At 36.6% G+C, this 18,170-nt stretch carries 22 protein-coding genes and 1 pseudogene; 5 read left to right on the top strand and 18 right to left on the bottom strand.

Annotated features, from left to right (window positions below; all coding sequences use genetic code 11):
• Position 1: 1 nt before the first annotated feature.
• The 6 genes from mumR to ACLCEG_RS03945 form a co-directional block, all read right to left on the bottom strand.
• Positions 2–913, bottom strand: a complete 912-nt coding sequence (gene mumR / locus ACLCEG_RS03920) for a LysR family transcriptional regulator MumR (protein WP_077168284.1) — start codon at positions 911–913, stop codon at positions 2–4.
• A 90-nt stretch (positions 914–1,003) separates the two neighbouring features.
• Positions 1,004–1,183: a zf-HC2 domain-containing protein gene (locus ACLCEG_RS03925; RefSeq protein WP_004702527.1), complete on the bottom strand. Its 180-nt coding sequence runs from the start codon at positions 1,181–1,183 to the stop codon at positions 1,004–1,006.
• Positions 1,177–1,797, bottom strand: a complete 621-nt coding sequence (locus ACLCEG_RS03930) for an RNA polymerase factor sigma-70 (RefSeq protein ID WP_410565999.1) — start codon at positions 1,795–1,797, stop codon at positions 1,177–1,179. The genes ACLCEG_RS03925 and ACLCEG_RS03930 overlap by 7 nt, the downstream gene beginning before the upstream one ends.
• Complete coding sequence (locus ACLCEG_RS03935; RefSeq protein ID WP_410566002.1) at positions 1,794–2,555, bottom strand: DUF2063 domain-containing protein; 762 nt, start codon at positions 2,553–2,555, stop codon at positions 1,794–1,796. The genes ACLCEG_RS03930 and ACLCEG_RS03935 overlap by 4 nt, the downstream gene beginning before the upstream one ends.
• Positions 2,506–3,369, bottom strand: coding sequence for a DUF692 domain-containing protein (locus tag ACLCEG_RS03940; RefSeq protein WP_410566005.1), 864 nt, complete (start codon positions 3,367–3,369; stop codon positions 2,506–2,508). The genes ACLCEG_RS03935 and ACLCEG_RS03940 overlap by 50 nt, the downstream gene beginning before the upstream one ends.
• Before the next feature lie 69 nt (positions 3,370–3,438).
• Positions 3,439–3,747, bottom strand: coding sequence for a hypothetical protein (locus ACLCEG_RS03945; RefSeq protein ID WP_004702533.1), 309 nt, complete (start codon positions 3,745–3,747; stop codon positions 3,439–3,441).
• 163 nt (positions 3,748–3,910) lie between these two features.
• Here ACLCEG_RS03945 and ACLCEG_RS03950 point away from each other — a divergent pair, with 163 nt between their 5' ends.
• The gene (locus tag ACLCEG_RS03950; RefSeq protein ID WP_410566008.1) at positions 3,911–4,513 is read left to right on the top strand and encodes a DoxX family protein; all 603 of its coding nucleotides are present in this window, start codon (positions 3,911–3,913) and stop codon (positions 4,511–4,513) included.
• Here the strand turns inward: ACLCEG_RS03950 and ACLCEG_RS03955 are convergent.
• The 6 genes from ACLCEG_RS03955 to ACLCEG_RS03980 form a co-directional block, all read right to left on the bottom strand.
• On the bottom strand, positions 4,510–5,307 hold the full coding sequence (locus ACLCEG_RS03955; RefSeq protein ID WP_410566011.1) for an SDR family NAD(P)-dependent oxidoreductase: 798 nt from the start codon (positions 5,305–5,307) through the stop codon (positions 4,510–4,512). The genes ACLCEG_RS03950 and ACLCEG_RS03955 overlap by 4 nt on opposite strands.
• A gap of 91 nt (positions 5,308–5,398) precedes the next feature.
• Positions 5,399–6,343, bottom strand: a complete 945-nt coding sequence (locus ACLCEG_RS03960) for a DUF4424 family protein (RefSeq protein WP_410566014.1) — start codon at positions 6,341–6,343, stop codon at positions 5,399–5,401.
• 298 nt (positions 6,344–6,641) lie between these two features.
• Positions 6,642–7,040: a DMT family transporter gene (locus ACLCEG_RS03965; RefSeq protein WP_410566017.1), complete on the bottom strand. Its 399-nt coding sequence runs from the start codon at positions 7,038–7,040 to the stop codon at positions 6,642–6,644.
• A complete protein-coding gene (locus ACLCEG_RS03970; protein ID WP_068935921.1) occupies positions 7,037–7,396 on the bottom strand; it encodes an EamA family transporter in 360 nt (119 codons plus the stop codon). Before ACLCEG_RS03970 ends, ACLCEG_RS03965 begins: the two co-directional genes overlap by 4 nt.
• Positions 7,393–8,277, bottom strand: coding sequence for an alpha/beta hydrolase (locus tag ACLCEG_RS03975; RefSeq protein WP_410566020.1), 885 nt, complete (start codon positions 8,275–8,277; stop codon positions 7,393–7,395). The genes ACLCEG_RS03970 and ACLCEG_RS03975 overlap by 4 nt, the downstream gene beginning before the upstream one ends.
• A complete protein-coding gene (locus ACLCEG_RS03980; protein WP_077168276.1) occupies positions 8,274–8,993 on the bottom strand; it encodes an MtnX-like HAD-IB family phosphatase in 720 nt (239 codons plus the stop codon). Before ACLCEG_RS03980 ends, ACLCEG_RS03975 begins: the two co-directional genes overlap by 4 nt.
• Positions 8,994–9,415: 422 nt before the next feature.
• On the opposite strand from ACLCEG_RS03980, the gene ACLCEG_RS03985 reads away from it, so the two are divergent.
• The 4 genes from ACLCEG_RS03985 to ACLCEG_RS04000 all read left to right on the top strand — a co-directional run bounded on the left by ACLCEG_RS03985 (position 9,416) and on the right by ACLCEG_RS04000 (position 13,665).
• Entirely contained in the window at positions 9,416–10,183 is a 768-nt protein-coding gene (locus ACLCEG_RS03985) for a MipA/OmpV family protein (protein ID WP_410566028.1), read from the top strand.
• A gap of 78 nt (positions 10,184–10,261) precedes the next feature.
• On the top strand, positions 10,262–11,701 hold the full coding sequence (locus ACLCEG_RS03990; RefSeq protein ID WP_077168274.1) for an aspartate aminotransferase family protein: 1,440 nt from the start codon (positions 10,262–10,264) through the stop codon (positions 11,699–11,701).
• A 9-nt stretch (positions 11,702–11,710) separates the two neighbouring features.
• Complete coding sequence (locus tag ACLCEG_RS03995) at positions 11,711–12,778, top strand: GNAT family N-acetyltransferase (RefSeq protein WP_410566032.1); 1,068 nt, start codon at positions 11,711–11,713, stop codon at positions 12,776–12,778.
• Positions 12,775–13,665 carry a hypothetical protein gene (locus ACLCEG_RS04000; RefSeq protein ID WP_410566035.1) on the top strand — a complete coding sequence of 297 codons (891 nt, stop codon included), beginning with the start codon at positions 12,775–12,777 and terminating at the stop codon, positions 13,663–13,665. Before ACLCEG_RS03995 ends, ACLCEG_RS04000 begins: the two co-directional genes overlap by 4 nt.
• Positions 13,666–13,698: 33 nt before the next feature.
• Here ACLCEG_RS04000 and ACLCEG_RS04005 read toward each other — a convergent pair whose 3' ends face one another.
• From ACLCEG_RS04005 to ACLCEG_RS04030, 6 genes and pseudogenes are all read right to left on the bottom strand, one after another.
• Positions 13,699–14,016 carry a hypothetical protein gene (locus tag ACLCEG_RS04005; RefSeq protein ID WP_213702727.1) on the bottom strand — a complete coding sequence of 106 codons (318 nt, stop codon included), beginning with the start codon at positions 14,014–14,016 and terminating at the stop codon, positions 13,699–13,701.
• Positions 14,017–14,265: 249 nt separating this feature from the next.
• A complete protein-coding gene (locus tag ACLCEG_RS04010) occupies positions 14,266–15,333 on the bottom strand; it encodes a PoNe immunity protein domain-containing protein (RefSeq protein WP_410566039.1) in 1,068 nt (355 codons plus the stop codon).
• A 2-nt stretch (positions 15,334–15,335) separates the two neighbouring features.
• Positions 15,336–15,419, bottom strand: a pseudogene (locus ACLCEG_RS04015) (hypothetical protein); the annotation flags it as partial.
• A gap of 38 nt (positions 15,420–15,457) precedes the next feature.
• Positions 15,458–16,597, bottom strand: coding sequence for a hypothetical protein (locus ACLCEG_RS04020; protein WP_410566042.1), 1,140 nt, complete (start codon positions 16,595–16,597; stop codon positions 15,458–15,460).
• A 77-nt stretch (positions 16,598–16,674) separates the two neighbouring features.
• Positions 16,675–17,361, bottom strand: coding sequence for a GAD-like domain-containing protein (locus ACLCEG_RS04025; RefSeq protein ID WP_410566045.1), 687 nt, complete (start codon positions 17,359–17,361; stop codon positions 16,675–16,677).
• 75 nt (positions 17,362–17,436) lie between these two features.
• Positions 17,437–18,123 carry a GAD-like domain-containing protein gene (locus ACLCEG_RS04030; RefSeq protein WP_410566048.1) on the bottom strand — a complete coding sequence of 229 codons (687 nt, stop codon included), beginning with the start codon at positions 18,121–18,123 and terminating at the stop codon, positions 17,437–17,439.
• Positions 18,124–18,170: the final 47 nt, after the last annotated feature.

The raw sequence follows: 18,170 nt of genomic DNA on the forward strand, positions 1-18,170 counted from the left end.
CTTATTTTTTAATTTGCTCATTCAGCCTTTTCATGGCACTCGCTGAGACTTTAACAGCGACCTCGGTTAATTTTTCTTTCAAGGCAACGTCATTTCCGTGAATATAAATAGACGTGAAATGAAAGGTTTTTAAGCGAATAGGCGTATCTAATATTTCCAATCGCCCGTCTGTAATTTCCTTTAAAGCCGTTAAGGTCGGTACGACTGCAATACCTAAACCTTGCTCAGCAAGACGCAACAACGTCGCTAATGAATAACTGGTAATTGAAAGCGGCTCATCAATGCCCTGTTCTTTCATTTTGGCCTTTAATTCCTTATAGGGATAGGTAATTTTTGGATAGGTTAAAATGGTATGCGACATTAAGGCTTTAAAAGACATTTGCCCAATTCCACCTTTAAACGATGGTGCTGCTAAGAAACTGAGTTCAAAGTTACAAAGGGACTGCTCAATACATTCAAAAGCCAAGGTTGGGCCAAGTAAAAAGGCCATATCCAAGTCACCTGTACGAATGCCTTCTTGTAAATTAGGTGTCAGGTCAACCACAATTTCGACCGAAACTTTTGGAAATTCTTGTTGAACTTTTTCGATATATTCAACCAACCACGTATACACAATGGTTTCGGAAACGCCTAAACGTATGGTTCCCGTCAGATGCTGGTTTTCGGTAAGCTCTGCGACCAGATCGGTTTCTAAACGCATAAACTTTTCGGCATATTTAAATAAAGTCATACCTTTATGGGTCAGTTTAAACTGCCGCAAGCTTCGGTCTAAAACCTTAAAACCTAATTCATTTTCAAGAGATGTGATTTTTTGAGAGACAGCAGGCTGCGTCGTTTGTAATTTAATTGCCGCCTTATTGAAGCTATTTAACGTCACAACCCAATAAAATGCTTCAAGATTCTTTAAATTCACGTTTCATCCTGTCTTAAAAATTCCTTTACTTTTATAGTATGTAAGCTTTTAACCTGTTAAGGCCAGCAATAAATAAATTTTTAACTAAAGTTAGTTATCCAAATTTTTAAATGCTTTGGAAAGCTGACTAATTGTTTTGATCTGTTTTGCATAACGGCGGCATGATCGGCATGCCAACAAATGCAGTTGTAAACTACTTTGCTCACGTAAAAAAAGCGGTCTATCTTGTTTTTCAGACAACAGTTGAGTGGCTTGTCGACATGTCAACATGAACAATGCTCCTTCAGTAACCATTTATTTTCTAAGCATTCCCGTAAACGGGTACGACTTCGATACATCAACACATTAAAGTTTGAAATAGATAACTCCAGCTTGCTACAAATTTCGTTAGAACTCAGCTCTATCATTTCTCTCATCATAAAAACTTGAGCATATTTGGCTGGTAAATGATCTAAGCAAGCTTCAAAAACTATCCAAAAATCTGACTGCTCTATCATTTCTTCAGGGCTTTGCCATGCTTGAGGTGCTTCATATTTATGCCAGTGTCCTGAAGCATCAAATAATTCATCAACACTGAGTTCACTTTCTTCGTCTTTAAATAATTCAGACATGGCAACCAAGCGCGACTTTTGCCGAAGTACATCAATAATTTTATTTTTTAAAATAGAAAATACCCATGTTTTGAACGCAGCTCGCCCTTTAAATGAATCTAAATGTTGAAAAGCGCTCGTTAATGCTTCTTGCACCACATCTTCAGCTTGCGGAAGTGAGGACAACTGTAAAAAAGCAAATTTAATCATTTGCTGCCTTAAATCTTGTAAAAAGGCTGGGTTATGCAGTTGATCCCCTAGGTCGTCATGATGTGATGCCGCGGCCGAAGTCATCCTTGTACCTCTTTAAAATCATGGGGAATTTGAATTAATTTTAGTCGTGTTAAGAGGTTTTTGAGTTCTTGAATTTGCAGATAAATTTCAGGCTCAGACAAGTCAGTAAGTACAGAATGAATGAGTATGAAAATATCATGGTCAGTTAACGCTATATTTTTCGTTAACTGTTCAATCAGCATAGCAAACAAAGGCGAAAGCTGTTCTATACATACTTTATCTTGTTGATCGCGCCAGACCATTACTGCACCTGGTGCAAGTTCAACTTGTTGTGGCGTCATCAAAGTCGTCCACGTATAAACGGGATATTGATAAACCAATACCCATACTTTGGTGGTTAACTGCCAAGCACAATTTTCGTGTAAAACATCATTTTCAATTTCGACAGTATCTAAATACAGTTCAAGCCATTCAAACTGCAATAATTCAGCCAACCAAGGATATTCTTGCAATATTGGATGCTGTTGCTCTGTTAAATACTCTCTAAATTCTAAAGAAATATCATTATATAAAGGTGAGCGGCTCTTAGCTTTTTGAAAGAACTCTAACAGCAATTGCTGCCACTTTAATTCTGGCAACATCGCACGAGCTACCGGATAAACTAACTCAATAAATGAGCTGACATTATTAAAAAGTAAGTCCCGATAAATTTGCATTCTTTGAGGAGGAAGTGCTTGAGGTAATTCCAAATCAGGGTCACGAATCCAGTCACAAAACTGTTGCTGCATGGTTTGGAAGGATATTTGATTTCCCTTCATAGCCAGTCTCCTGTTGTTGAATGAGTTTGATTTTGGCGAGTTCCTCTTCTAATTCTTGCCATGATGGAATATTAAAATCGCGTTCCAATAATGTCGGTTTTATTCCGCATACTTGATAGGTATATCTCAACAACTCCCAAACACGGTCACAAACTTCCGCCCCATGGGTATCGATTAATAAGTTCTTCTGAACTTTTTCATGTCCAGCAATATGTAAGTAACGAATTCGTTCCTTTGGCATGTTCTGAATAAATCCGAATGCATCGCTACCATGATTGGTACTGTTGACATAGACATTATTTACATCAAGAAGCAAATCACAGTCAGCATGTTGAATCACTTCACGAATAAATTCGGCTTCACTCATTTCGGCATTCGGCATGACGTAAGTAGAAACATTCTCTATGACTAATCTTTTCCCTAAAATATCCTGTACACGCAAAATGCGTTCAGCCACATATTTAACAGCGGCTTCTGTCATAGGTATTGGCAACAAATCGTATAAATAGCCACCATCATTTGTATAGCTTAAATGTTCAGAATAAATAGGCACTTCGTATTGCTCTAAAAAGTTTTTTACTCGACCTATAAATTCGATATTAAGTGGATGCGGCCCCCCAATAGATAATGACAAGCCGTGACAAATTAATGGCGCTTTTTCAGCACATTGTGCGAGTAATTTTGCATGTCGACCACCAAAACCTAACCAATTTTCTGGGGCAACCTCAATAAAGTCGGGATATGTTTTTGCCGTTAGAAATGCATTTATAAAGTCACGTCTTAAACCAAGCCCTACACCATTCAACTGCATCATGGTGACTTCTCCTTTTGGAAATGATGCCGACACTTAATAGAAGGCCGACATCATCCATGATCAGATGGTTTACTTAGCGCCACACTTGCCATCAGCAACTTTTTTATCTGCACCGCACTTACCGTCCGCTGCTTTTTTAGTTGCACCACATTTACCATCTGCTGCTTTTTTAGCTGCTCCACATTTTGCTTCCGCAGATTTTTCATGTTTTTTCATTTTGTTAGCTCCGCATTTCGCTTCACCACATTTACCATCAGCTGCTTTAGTTGCATGTACTTCAGTTGTTGTATTGGTTGCTGCTACAGCCATTTGCGTAGCACCTGCAACTGAAAGTGCTAATAATGCTGCCACTGAAGTCATTGAGTTGAGTTTGTTCATTTTCGTATTCCTTTAATGCTAATTTCTCGGTTTGTACACATGTACATAAAGTTAGACGGACCAAATCCTTTTTTATTACACCGTAAATAAAAAAATTTTTATGTAAGAAATACAGTTTCCATCCGACTAATTATTATTCAATCGCATTGGATGTGAAATTATCATGAAGAACTTTATTTATGTCTTATCTCAATATTATCAAAATCTCGGTAAGTCTTTACAACATATTGATGGCATTGCAGCACTTGCTCTTCGATTGTACCTCGTCCCTATATTTTGGATGGCGGGTACAAATAAATTGATGCACTTCAATGACATTGTAGAATGGTTTGGCAGTTCAGATGGAGGATTGGGCCTTCCCTTTCCCTATTTAATGGCCGTGCTTGCAACGTCAACTGAACTAGCAGGTGCCATACTTTTAACATTAGGTTTATTTACCCGTTTAATTAGTATTCCTCTTATTATTACCATGTTAGTTGCAATATTTACGGTACACCTCCCAAATGGATGGCAAGCAATTGCAGACCCGCATGCTCCCTTCGCGAACATGCAAGTATTGGCTTCCGCTGAAAAGTTAAATAAAGCTCGAGAGATCTTACAGAACTATGGCAACTATGACTGGCTTACATCGAGCGGCTCGTTTGTTATTTTAAATAACGGAATTGAATTTGCCGCGACCTATATGATTATGCTACTTGCCCTTCTTGTACTTGGAGGCGGCCGTTATTTCAGTTTAGATTATTGGATTAAAAATAAACTACGCTAATCGATTATTGTGCCAGCAGTCATGTTTACAACCGTTGCGGTCATTGAGTTCGCATGTTCCGATGCAAGAAAAGCAACGGTTTCTGCAACTTGTGAAAGTGTCGGTAGTCGTTTTAACATGGTGCTCTGAGCAGCACCTTCAAGCCATTGCCCTATGCTGAGCCCCATGGCCTGTGCTTTAGACTCAAACAATTCGCGCGTATAAGAACCCGCTTGAACAGCATCAATAATTGCATGTGAGCGCACACCGAGTACCCGTATATTCTTAGGGCCTAGCTCACTTGCAAGCGCTTTAATAAATGCCTCAATACCAGCACAGCCCACAATATGTCCTAAATGTCCTGGTATCGCCATTCGTGCTGAAGGTGCCACAATTGAAATGATGGTTCCGCCGCGCTTACCGCCCATATAAGGAACCACAGCTTTAGAGATATTAAACTGTGCTGTAAGAAATGGCTGTATTCCCCCGACAAACTCCTCAAGGTTTAATTCTAAAATTTCTTTGCCTTGATTATGAATAAAACTGGTCGCATTGATGACGATATCTAAACCACTCGTCGCTTGAGCAATTTGAGCAACTACCTCACTGATTGCTTGACTATCTAACACATCGACACTGACGGTATGTACCGCGCCTTCGTATTTTTGCAGTTGTGTCGCAATGTTTTGCAGTTTATTTAAATCCCTTGCGCATAAATAAACATGTGCTCCTTCACGAAGGAAAACCTGCGCAATCGCAGTGCCAATTGCACCACTGCCTCCAAAAATTACTGCTACTTTTCCCTTGAGCAACATACGGCATCCTCTTGTTATTGTGCGCCATAGTTAGGTTATGACACACAATCAAAAGTGATGCAATTTTATACAGATTAAAGTTTGTATGAGCTTATGGCAGATGAACAAAAATAACGTCTAAGTCTTGTTTTGGTACAAACTTGGTTTTGGCCATTTGAAATTGAGTCGGACTAATTTTGTTGACTTTGCCATCCCAACAAAATGAAACCAGTTCGTCTTTATCACGCTCAATCGTTAACTTAAAGTTTTCAATAGGCTTTGCCCAATTTGCGCCTGTCGTCAAAATATAACCTAAAGCACTAAACGGCGAATGTTCTGCCTGAGCTTTTTTAAGACCCTGCTTAAATTGTTTATCCATGCAAAATTGTTTGCTATCTTCGTCTGGATAAAGCGCAACAGAACCGCCGACCAAAGGTTTATATTCATGATGAATTTTAGTTAAACCATTTACTTTAAAAGTTTGCTTCCAGCTATAAATGACTTGAGATGACCACGGAATCACATCATCTTTTTCAAATTGGGCTACAATTTTCTGCATTTGTGGTTTATTACATTGTTTTAGCTTATCTACATAATCGTCATAATTATCATTGTTGCGCGTCCATGGATTGAGCATGTCTTTTTCAGTAAAACCACATTGCTTAAACTCATCGGTTACATCCAGTAAAGGCGATTTTTCATCTTTTTGAATAAACGTTCTGACATGCATTTCGGGTTTTATATTTTGGCCATCCACTACAATTTTAAAGCTTTTTAAAAGTGCTTCAGTATTTGCAAAATCTGCTTCAAAAAAGTTATCAACACGTGGCAGCGGAAATAAAACGGTTTCAGTGACATCCTTGTTACTTAAATTTTTATATAGATAATCGACTTTAATTATCTTTTTACTAATAAATAAATCTTCACTTTGCATCGCAACTTGTGCGTTTTTTAAATACTGAATGCCACCTGTGCCGACATAACCCGTAGAGTCATTGGCGAAGCTACAGCTTGAGAGTGGAACCAAAACAGCTAAAGTGATTGCAAGCTTTTTCATTTTAAAGTCTCTATATCGTTTTTCATTATGGAGTATCAATCTCATATAAATAATAACGGTTTAGCTGTGCCGCAGTAAGCATTACATAATGCTATTTAAGAAAAATAAGTAATAGATAAGAAAATCTTTATTTATATATAACTAGATTGCTTATTTTGAAGCTTTTTTAATTTTCAATTTATTAACTTCAGAAACAATAAAACCGCCATACACTCATAATGCTTATTTAGCATTACACTAACATTCGCAAATATTAGTTACGGGTGTTACGACGGTTTTAAGAATAATTGATTAAAGTTTATTTTGTGGGGACTTCTTCATGACTATGGCTCTCTTCTTCATCTTTAGCCAAGAAGCAAACACCAGCAAAAATAAGAATAGCGCCAGTAACTTTTGTAAATGTTAATGGTTCATTAAACAGCCAAATCGACAAAAACATCACCGTGATGAGTTCTAAATGTGAAGCTGCAAAAGCCGGTCCAATAGGCGCATGCTTTAATAAATTCATCCAGATAAAAAAGGCACCTATATATCCAATAAAAGCCCCATAAATCCAAGGATGCCCAAAAACTCTGATTAGCCAATGTACATCAAAAGTCAAAGGCATCGCATGAATGGAAGCTAGCTTAAAACTGATCTGAGCCAAAGTATCGAAGAGCATTAATATTAAAAAACCAATAATATAAAATTTTTTCATGCCCCAATCCCAACAATAGTGACACCGATCGCTATCAGAACTACACCAATTAATCGATTTCGAGTTAATTTTTCATTAAAAAACAAGCGTCCAGCAAGCATAATCACAACAATGTTGATACAACCTAACATGACCCCAACAGAAAGTGGAACCAGCGAGAGGAAAGCAAGCCAAACGACAAACTCAAAGATATAACAAAAAACACCAAGCCATATCCATGGACGTTTCGCCATGAACCACCAATGCTCAAGCCCTTCATTGGTTTTACTTTCGTGAGCAGCGGCCTTAAAAGCCAACTGCCCAACAGTATCAATCAAAATGGTTAGCATCCATACACTGAACACTACAATATTCATAAAAGCTCACCAATTTTTTCAGGTGAAGTTCTACGTTCTTGACGAGTTGATGGATGCTCTAACTGCTTTTTTGGATGTTGGTACTGTTCAATAAATCGAATGGATTCATCAATCACTTGTTTTCGATCATTATCAATTGTAATCATGTGATAGCTGTTATAAAGCCAGATTAAGGTCTTAGGCCCCTTCACTTTGGCATAAATTAACTCACTATTTCTTCGGTGAGCAATATCATCGTCATAGGCATGTAATAACAGACATGGAGCCGTAATATTTGAGAGATTTTTACGAACATTCCGCGAAAGACGTTGTAACTGGAACAATGAATGCCAAGGGTTACCCGGCAAACCAGCTTCACTACTTTCGCCGCTGTTCATAGCCTGAACAATACGCGAACGCAATGCCTTATTTTTGATGCCATAAGGTTCAGCTTCGTCAAAAGTATTGTTACGACAAATATTTAAATAATGAACACTTGGCAGAACAATAGGTGCAAGCACTTTTGACCACAAAGGAATACTCCAACCGTCGTATTGGAAGGTCGGACTATAGGCAATGACGCCAGCAACTGGATAAGCCGATGCATATTTTAATGCCAGCAAAGAACCCATTGATAAACCGGCAACAAATATCTGATCTGCATGTTCTTTTAACTTTTCTGCGGCTGCAACAACACTATTAAACCAATCTTCCCATTGGCTATTTACCAAATCTTCAACATCGCCACAGTGTCCAGCCAACTGCACACCATATACGCTATAGCCTGCCTGATGAAGTACTCGCGCAATTCCTCTCATTTCATTCGGTGTACCCGTCAAACCATGAATGAGTAAAATACCAGTTCGGTTTCCCGATAAAAAAAATGAATTGTCTTTTATCATGTAATCACCGTTACTGGAGTATCTATTCCAAAATCACTACTGAGTAGCTTAGCCAAGGGTTGGCAAATTTCTACAAAGTTTTCAAACTTTGTGTGGAAAATCTGGTTTTCTTTGCAATGGTCTATTAGAGATTTCTTTGCAAAAACATAGTCTGCATTTCCCGCTAGACAATAATCTGAACGTCCATCGCCAATCAAGATAATATGCTTTTGAGGTTTTTGATTTGCAACCTTACATTTGCATGTTCCACTTTGACTTACGCAACTCGCTTCTTGATTTGGAAACTCTAATTTCCATGACCTTTCATCTGTCTGAATCAAATGATTTGCAATAATAGGTAAATGGTCTAACTGATATTTTTTTAAAATATGGCGAATAACAAAATCGAGCCCATCACTCACAATAGTCAACGGAATTTTATACTGAGCAGTGATCTTCACTAATTCGATGAAGCCAAGGTCAATTTCAATTTGATCAAGGCAATCGCGCAGCTCATCAATAGAGACATCCAAGAGTTCGATCTGTTTTTGCATACAAACTTTGGAACCAATTTTCCCTTGCTCCCACTCTTCCTCAATTTCTTCCCAACCAGCTTTTGCATAAGTTTCAAGCAAATAGTCCGTTGTATCTTTTAAACTGATTGTTCCATCAAAGTCACATAAAATATGCCAAGGTACAGTGTGATCTGTATAGTAATGCTGGTCGACCATGAACATAAAATGCCTCACACAAATAATTTAAGAATTTTTATAAAAATTACAATTTGACTTTATGCGGGAAATCTTAAAAATTCTTTAATTAATAGTATTCAAAAAAAATTTGAATAAAGTATTATATGATTCAACTAATTACAAAAGCATAAATAGTGAACAAATGAGTTAAAATTTTCAAACATACCAAGCATTTAATTTATTTAAAATCAACAATTTAAAAACATTTTTTAATAAAATTAACATTTATACTTTCACATTTAGAGTGTTTTTTATTCAGAAATCAAATTATTTGACTGAAAAATACAAAATTAAGTTATTTTTAATTTTTTATTAAGATTTGTATAAGAATTAACTTTTATATTCAAAAAAATTTTGAACAGAACACAACCAAACATCGACCATTTTTTATCATAGAAAGACTGAATATGATTAAACCATTGAAAAGAATTTCCATAGCAATAGTAATGAGCAGTAGCTGTTTTTACTGTTCTGCTTATGCACAAGATGCGCAAGAAGAAAGCTCATCACCAGATTTCACAATGGGTTTTAACTATTCTGTAAATTTTCAAGCTTATAAAGGTCATAAAACCTCTCAAACGCTTTTACCTGTTTTTTTCTATGACAATGACAAATTTTATATTGAAGGCGATGATGCCGGTTATTACCTGTTCAAAGATGATAAAAATCAATTACGCCTCGATGCTCACTATGATGGCAACACTTATGATCCAAGCGGCGAACTCTATCTATTAGATAAACGCAAATGGTCTGTTCTAGCAGGTGCAAGTTATATGCGAATTACACCATATGGCGGTTTTAAAGCACGGCTTAATACCGATACGTTATCCCGTAGTAAAGGAACCATTTTAAGAGCTTCTTACCTTACTGAATTAGACAGAGGTAATTTAACCGTCTATCCAGAAGCTGGTTTTCAGTGGAACAACGCAAAATATAACCAATATTACTATGGCGTCAGTGATGCTGAAAGTAAACGTAGTGGTATCGCAGCATATGAGCCGGGCCAAAGTATATCGCCTTTTGTAAGCATGACAGCCAACTACAAACTTTCCAAACATGTGAATGCTTTTAGTTCTGTTGAATTTAATTATCTATCAAACGAACAGTTTAAAAGTCCGATGGTAAAAAAACGCACAGATATTACACCAGCTGTGGGGCTTACCTTTACCTTTTAAACACGACAACTCTTTTCACTCAGCCTCTGTATCTAAAACATACATACTGAAAATACCAACCGTAAAAGGAATAGAAGTATGAACAACAATCATACATTCAAACAAGAACGCACTTCTGCAACTAGTTCTAATAACCGCGTTCCACTAGATGAAGCGCAACTTCTAGCAGATGAGGCAAAGTATTGTTCACACGGCGATACAGTACACTATGTAAACCCACCTAAAATTTTTACGGATTGTCAGGGTAGCTATATTTTTGATGACCAGAATATCCCATATCTAGACTTACAAATGTGGTATTCAGCGGTCAACTTTGGTTATAAAAACCCACGTTTAGATCAAGCGCTTATCGACCAAATTCATAAACTTCCTCAAATTGCCAGCCAATATTTACATCCAACTAAAATTGAACTCAGTAAAGTGATTGCTGAAGACATACTCAAAAAGACGGGTGTACAAGGTCGTGTTCACTACAACGTTGGTGGTTCTCAAGCAATTGAAGACTCTCTAAAAGTTGTACGTAACTTTACTAAAGGCAAAAGCCGTATGTTCGCTTTCGAGGGCGGTTATCATGGCCGTACTTTAGGTGCATCTTCAATTACTTCAAGCTATCGCTACCGTCGCCGTTATGGTCATTTTGGTGAGCGTGCCCAATTCATTCCATTCCCATATCCTTTCCGTCGTCCTAAAGGTATGACACCAGAAGAATATGCAGATAAGTTAGTTGCCGAATTTGCACGTCTTTTTGAAAATGAATACCACGGCGTTTGGGATCCTAAAGTTCGTGAAAGTGAATTTGCTGCTTTCTATATCGAAACAATTCAGGGTACTGGCGGTTATGTTATTCCACCGAAGAACTTCTACAAAGGTTTGAAAAAAGTTCTAGATGATCATGGTATTTTATTGGTTGTAGACGAAATTCAAATGGGCTTCTACCGTACCGGTAAACTTTGGTCTTTCGAACATTTCGATATTACGCCAGACGTTGTTGCATTTGGTAAAGCGTTGACCAACGGATTAAACCCTCTTGCTGGTATTTGGGCAAAAGAAGAAATGATTAATCCTGAGATTTTCCCAGTGGGTTCAACTCACTCGACGTTTGCATCTAACCCGCTTGGTACGGCAGTAGGTCTTGAAGTCATGAACATGTTGGCTGAAAAAGACTATGAAAAACAAATTATGGAAAGTGGTGCTTATTTCCTAGAAGGTCTAAAAGAATTACAATCACGTCATCCAGAAATTGGTGATGTTGATGGTTTAGGGCTAGCATTGCGTGCAGAAATTTGTCAGGCTGATGGTTTTACTCCAAACAAAGAATTGTTGGATAAAATGGTTGATATCGGTCTTTCAGGTACCCTTGAATATCAAGGACAGCAATGTGGTTTGGTGTTAGATGTAGGTGGTTATTACAAGAACGTAATTACTTTCGCACCTTCACTAGAGATCTCAAGAGCCGAAATCGATCAAGCAATGGTATTACTTGACCAATTATTAGTTCGAGCTAAACGGGAAATATAAAATTACTTTATGACTATAAACCTGAATCAGTTAGAACCTCAGGCAGTGGTGGATGCTTTTTTAAAGCATCCACCTTTAAGTTTTCAGGTTCATTCGCCTAGCGATTTTTTACCTTATTTTTATACAGAGTTTGATTTATTAACGACTCTAGATACAGACCTTCTTAAAAAAATTAAAGCATTGCCAGGATATTCAACCTGGGGGAAAATTCTTCATTTTAAAACATGTTTTATCGGGACAACGGTCACAGAATACAGCTTATTACCTAGTGAACTTCCTCTAGACTCAATAGCAGATTTTTTAAAGAATAATGATCAAAACATTAAGTTAGGTATTATTAAAGATCTTCCGTTAGATTCACCTTTACTCAGCGAACTTGAAAATAATTACAGTCACAATTTTATTCAAGAAGCAGAAAAAAAAGGTTTTATATCTGTAGAAGGACAAGCTTTAGCTTATGTCCCTATCGATTTTTCAAGCCGTGAAGAATATCTCTCTAGATTATCTAGGCCACGCCGTAAAAACTTTAAACGCAAACTCAAAAGTTTAAATGAATTAAACATTGAACAATTGTCTACAGGCGATGAACGCTTTAATGATCCTGAGTTTAGAACATATTTATATGAACTCTATCTAGCCGTTTATCACCAAAGCGAAATACATTTTGACCTACTTAGCCCTGAGTTTTTTTCAGAAATTCTTCAAGATGTGCACAGTGGCGGTAAAGTCTTTTTATATTGGGCAGATACAACTCTAGTCGGTTATAACATTTGTTATGAATACAAAGACAATCTGGTTGATAAATATATTGGTCTCAATTACCCGCTCGCAAAAGAATACAATTTATATTTTATTAGTTGGTTCGTAAATTTAGATTATGCATTAGCTAACAACCTCAAGTACTACATTGCAGGATGGACAGACCCTGAAGTCAAAGCCCAACTCGGGGCTAAATTTACATTTACCCGTCATCTGGTGTGGATACATTCCCCTGCCTTACGTTTTGTTTTAAAAAAATTACGACCTTTATTTGAAGCAGATCATCATTGGCATGTTAAACAGGAAACACGATCATGAGTTCAGTAAATAACAGAACACCTGTCGTTTTAAATTTTGACGATTCTGCGGGTGATCCTGATGATGCGGTACGTATTGACCTAACTTCATGGCAAGAAGTGATTCGCTTTGGTTGTAAATTAAAAGAATTTGATGAGTTACGTACACACATTAACCAGCATTTACCTTCAAAACTGGGTTGTGTTCTTTTAGGTAGCGGTGATTATCACCACGTTACTCAGCTTTTACTCGAAAGACTGCCGTCTGCTGAACCTCTTCACCTCATTGTCTGCGATAACCACCCTGACAACATGCGTTACCCTTTTGGTATTCACTGTGGCTCATGGGTGTATTGGGCAAGCAAGCTTCCTCAAGTTGCCAGAATTGACGTGCTTGGGATTAGTTCAAGTGATATTGGATGGCTACACGCCGTAGAAAACCATTGGTCGCCTTTACTAAAAGGCAAACTGCATTATTGGAGTATTCAGCAAAATGCATCATGGGTGCGTTTTACAGGCAAAAAGAAAGCATGGCAAAACTTCGATCATCCAGATGAGTTACTAACTGCATTTCTCACAGAAATAAAAGCATCGAACTTACCTGTTTATTTATCGATTGATAAGGACGTGCTGTCGAGCGAAGTCGTCATGACAAACTGGGACCAAGGTAAGTTTCTAGAGAAGCACTTACAGAGCTTAATTGAAGCATGCAAGGGCCGATTAGTAGCAGCTGATATTACAGGTGACGTTTCTGCCTATCATTATAAAAACTACTTTAAACGGTTTTTAGCAGCTTCGGATGGACAACAAGAACCAACTGCCGAAGAACTCTCAAATTGGCAATTAGAACAGAAAGCACTGAACCTACGGTTAATTGATGCCATAGATTCAGCTTGGTCAAATCAATAAGAAAAAATCCACAATCTGTGGGTTCTCTTTTAATTATTGTGCTGCATTCACACCAACAATAAACTGGCTACAATTAGAACCTTCAGAGGCATTGCCTAACTGCTTTTCAGAAAACTTAAATTTTGATGCTACAGAAGCATAATCTTTCTTAAGAGTTTGACCTGTAAGCTCACCTAACTCTTTTACTTGTTCAGGCTTTAAAATCTCGTGTTCAACTGCTTGATTGACCATTACACATGCTGTGGTCATCGCATCATAACGTGCAGCAGTTTTAGAATAACCTAGAGCACCCACTACACCACCAACAATTAAACCGACTACTACAGCCAAAGTTACATGCATTTTATTCATTTTAAATACCTAAAAATTTAACGAAAAGACGAGCACCTTAAGAGTTTGTGCCCAAGTACAATTAAGATAACTGCTTTTATTTGATATAAAAAGTTAGATTCTGTCAGATTTATTGATAGTTGAGGTGTCTGTTGAATTTCAAAAAACTTGTTGTGATTGCCATTCTTTATATTTTAAGTTCTTTCTTGTACCAGCATTTATTTTAACTACCAGCGTTACATTTTAATAACTAATTAATTCAGTCCTCATTTAATTCTCACCATCCCAGCACCAATGCACTTCACCCCAGTGCATTTCTGAAAGTATTGGCAATATGGCTCCTTGCGTAAAATACAGTCGTGTATCAGGTTTAGCTGAAGTAATCCAATAGCCTGTTTTAATACAAGCTTCGCCACCTTTTACTTTTATACGTTCTAGCTGTTCCTCATTTGGAACCACATTTGATTGTGTACGCGCAAAATCAACTAAGTCTTTTGGATAGAACTCATGCTCACGATATAAGGTATCATCTATACCTAACAACCATGTCACAGCTGCTGCTTCCCATGACCAATATCCGAAATAGCTAATGCCCGACCTCAAATCAGTTTGTGGATGTTGATCATGATAAGGTTCTCGACGACTCGCCTCATACCAGCTTTCTAAATATTGCAGCATTAAAGCTGGGCGTTGTTCAGGTGCAGCATTAAATACTTTGATTAACTTTCGATAAGGTAAATGTCTTCTGGCCTCATCAGGTGGAGTTCCACGGTCTGCTACAAATGGGGCAATCAAACGCTCGATTAAACCATCTTTCTCTTGCCCTTCTGGTGTGGCTTCAACATAGTCAATAATCGGCATAATACGTGCCATTTGATCAGCATAGCCAGTCAACAAACCAAAACAGATCAACCGTAAAGCAATATACCAATAATCTTCTGTACCTAAACTGATATGCCAGACATAACGCCCCCCAGCATCAGGACTTAGATTATATAAATGGCTGGTTTCAGCATATTCCTCAGTCCAATGTAGTAAGTAGGGATACAGTTCCTTGATAAAGCCGATATCCCCACCCGCTGAATATTGTAAAGACATTAAATCTAATACATCTTGTAAGCGTTGATGCCCTGCACTCATCATTTTTCCAGCTTTGGCATTAGCTTTATATTTCCGAAAACCATCAGTCACTGAGTAAATACCATTTAGAATGGTATTAAATCTTCTTTGATACATTTCTGCTTCTAGAAAACTATCTCTATAACTATCTGAATCTTTGATTTCCTGATCAAACCACTTCTGCCAATCTATTTCCTGATTATTGACTGTTATTGACATTCTTAACGCTCCAGCATTTCATTTGGCATTAAAAATTCTAAAGTAATTGCATGTGCAGTCACTGTACGAGTACATTTCGGTTTATGAATCAGTTGCAAATAAAAATGCCCTTGTGGACATTCAATTAATCCTCACCATCCCAAGTCCAATAAACTTCCCCCCAATCAGTTACTAACTGAGGAAAAGCATCGCCTTGTTTAAAATAAGCTCTCGAATTAGGTTTCGCAACTGTATACCAATATCCAGTTTTAGGACATTTTTCGTTTGCATTCACAGTTAAAGATATTTTTTTATATTCTTTGTTATCTGGATGATCAAAAATTTTCCAAGAATTTCCATCATATCTACCTATAAGTTTATTAGTAAAAATCCATAATGTATTCTCAGTAGAATCTACTTTAAAAACAAGATTATTATCTATTTCCTCATGAATATTCACTTTAGTAATTTTATTTTCATAAAATTCATATAAACCGCATGCTGAACCTATATAAAGAATATCGTTAAATTCAGTTAAAGAATAAAAATCATCTTTAATACTTAAGTTTGTTTTCCGATTAAGAGTAGCATCCTGATTAATTTCTATTAAATTTCCATATGTTCCACATGCTATTAATTTTCCATCTTTTTTCGGAATAATTGAATATAATGTAGCAGGTTTAACTTTTTTCAATACATTCCATAGTTTACCATCATAATTAGCAATTAATCCATTATCTCCGATACGACCTACACAGAAATAATTACCACTTATTTCACATATATCTATAACAGAAATATCATCTTCATTTTCAAGAGATTCAAAATCTAGTATTTGATTATTACTCGATTTTAAACCATTTGATAAGTCAAGCCAGTTAAATTCGTTAATATAAACTTGCCCATCATAGCCACAAGCAAACAACTTATTATTTTGAAATTTTATTGTGGAGAGATAACCACGACCTTTACTCCACTCTTGATTTAAACCAGCTCCATCTATATTTTTAAAATTACTAACTTCACCATCAAACTCTTCAATTTCACCTTCATCACTTAATGCTATTAACTTTTTATTATTTTCAACATTATAAAAACATACATCAACTACAATAAAATTAACATCATGATAATACCATCCCTCTCCATTCTCTTCTGTATAATCGTACATAAACAATCGACTAAATTGTTGATTGTCATCAAAGTTATCCAGTGAGCTTGCTACATATACCATATCATCTGAGATAGCACATCCTGAATTAAAAGTAATAGGTGTTTTTTTCATATCCCAATAACTTCACTATTTTTTCACGTTTGCATTCATATATTTAAAAATAGAATAATGAAAAGCCCTAACGGGCTTTAATCATCCTTTCCTAGGCCTTGTTCATCCACAAATTTCCCGATATCGAGCATCATTCGTGGTGTATCAAGAGAAGCTAAAAATTGTAAATGTGAAATAATCGGTAACTTGCGAACATTTTCCAGTTTTGCTTCACCACCTAAAACTAATGCAGGTTCAAAGCCAAAGATCTCGTTCTTGGTCAGTTCACCGTATTTTTTAACAGCCCGATCAAATAATGGTTTGTTTTTATAGTCTTTTATATCTATAAATCTTTTTTCTTTAGAAGACATAAAAATTCTTATTAGTAAATCTCCCTCATCTTTTTCCATAATTTCCATACTTGGAAATATTTGATTTACAAGTGGCGAAATAGTAAAGCATTGCCCATGTATAGTCCCCCATACACTTAAATCACCAAAGGCTGTTCGGGCAATCACAAAATATTCTTCGTGAGGAGGGAGTTCAACATGCTCCAACCAAGCATCCAAAACATCTTGGTAATCCTCGGGATTTACCAGCCAAAATAATCCATTTCCCCATCCTGAAAAACCATAGACTTTCCAGTATTCAAGTAATTGATTAGGTAATTTCCCTTGATATTTTTTTATGGTTTCTTCGGAAACAGTTTCTGAATAAATTGGTGGTCCAAAACTCTCATCGTGATAGAAAATTTCAAAATTTTCATCCATTATAACTTCACTCATTTTTTACACCTTTCCAATTTTGCATTTATGTCTTTAGAAAATACAAAATAGAATAATGAAAAGCCCTAACGGGCTTTAATCATTCTTTCCTAGACCTTGTTCATCCACAAATTTTCCGATATCGAGCATCATTCGTGGTGTATCAAGAGAAGCTAGAAATTGTAAATGTGAAATAATCGGTAACTTGCGAACATTTTCCAGTTTTGCTTCACCACCTAAAATTAAAGCGGGTTCGAAACCAAACATTTCATTTTTATTCAATTCCCCATATTTTTTTACTGCTCGATCAAATAAAGGCTTATTTTTCCAGTCTTTAAAATCGAATGTTTTTTTTGTTGGAGTTGAAATGTAATTTCGTAGTATAAAATCTTCTTCACCTTGCTCCATTTCTTCCATATTTGGGAATATTTGATTCGTGACAGAAGATATTTTTAAACAACGACCATGTCTAGTTCCCCAAATAATTAAGTCACCAAATGCACTGCGCGCAAAAACAAAATACTCTTCATGGGGTGGCAACTCTATATGCTCTAACCAAGCATCCAAAACATCTTGATAATCCTCTGGATTTACAAACCAGAATAATCCATTGCCCCATCCTGAAAAACCATAGACTTTCCAGTACTCAAGTAGTTGATTAGGTAATTTCCCTTGATATTTTTTGAGAGTCTCCTCATGTACAGGTTCAGAAGTAATAGGTGGTCCAAACCCTTTATCATTATAAAAATAATCAAAATCTTCATCTATTAACAATTCACTCATTTTTTACACCTTTCCAATTTTGCATTTATGTCTTTAGAAAATACAAA

It is taken from the genome of Acinetobacter sp. H1(2024), assembly GCF_046557555.1.
Classification (GTDB): Bacteria; Pseudomonadota; Gammaproteobacteria; order Pseudomonadales; family Moraxellaceae; genus Acinetobacter; species Acinetobacter seifertii.